We start from the raw sequence: 1043 nt of genomic DNA, 5'->3' as shown, positions 1-1043 counted from the left end.
GGAGCCCGCCTCGGTGGTGGCCACGACGACGCTGGGGCCCGCTCCGTGGCTCAAGGTCTGCTGGATGACGTCCACCGCGCCGCAGTTCAACCAGATGTTCCCGAGCCGGAATTCCTTCTACACGTACAACGGCCTCAAGGCCGCCCTGAGTTCGTTCCCTGGCTTCGCCAACAGCGGCAGCGACACCGTCAAGAAGCAGGAAGCCGCGGCGTTCCTCGCCAACGTGAACCACGAGACCGGCGGTCTCGTCTACGTGGTGGAGCAGAACACCGCCAACTACTCGCACTACTGCGACTGGAGCCAGCCCTACGGCTGCCCGGCCGGTCAGTCGGCGTACTACGGACGCGGGCCGATCCAGCTCAGCTGGAACTTCAACTACAAGGCCGCCGGTGACGCGCTCGGCATCGACCTGCTGGGCAACCCCAACCTCGTCCAGACCGACGCCGCCGTCGCCTGGAAGACCGGCCTCTGGTACTGGAACACGCAGTCGGGCCCCGGCACCATGACGCCCCACAACGCGATGGTCAACAGCGCCGGCTTCGGCCAGACCATCCGCAGCATCAACGGCTCGCTCGAATGCGACGGCAAGAACCCCGCGCAGGTGCAGAGCCGCGTCGACGCCTACCAGCGGTTCACGTCGATCCTCGGCGTCACGCCGGGAGCCAACGTCTACTGCTGACAGACCGAGGCAGGAGCGCGGAGAGCTGAAGGTGCGTCGCCGCCGCGGCGCGCCTTCGGCCCGCCGGGCGTTTCCCCGACGGCAGCACTGCTCGGAAAGACCTCACGCCACACGAGCGGCGGGTGCGAGAGTGCCCCCGCTCCGGGTAGTCGTTTGGTATGAACACATACGATCCGGATACTTCTCTGGATTCTCGGACGATTCTGGCGTCGGACGGCGTCTCGGCGCGCTGGCTGGCCGGGCTGGCCCGCGTCGAGCGGTCGGAGGCGGCGGACCCCGTGATCCAGAAGCTGCAGCGGGGAATCCGTTCGCTGCCGCTGGGCACGGCCCGCGATCTGCTGCACGGCCGGCCCCTGGGCCATCC

At 68.2% G+C, this 1043-nt stretch carries 1 protein-coding gene and 1 pseudogene; both read left to right on the top strand.

The window, feature by feature from the left end; genetic code table 11:
* Positions 1-31 precede the first annotated feature (31 nt).
* Positions 32-679, top strand: a complete 648-nt coding sequence (locus tag ACWEBX_RS41435) for a chitinase (protein ID WP_451889820.1) — start codon at positions 32-34, stop codon at positions 677-679.
* Between the two features lie 158 nt (positions 680-837).
* Positions 838-1043, top strand: a pseudogene (locus ACWEBX_RS41430) (hypothetical protein); the annotation flags it as partial.

Source organism: Streptomyces sp. NPDC005070 (assembly GCF_053600395.1).
Note: the sequence above shows the minus strand (reverse complement) of the source record. Positions and strands in the feature narration are given on the sequence as shown.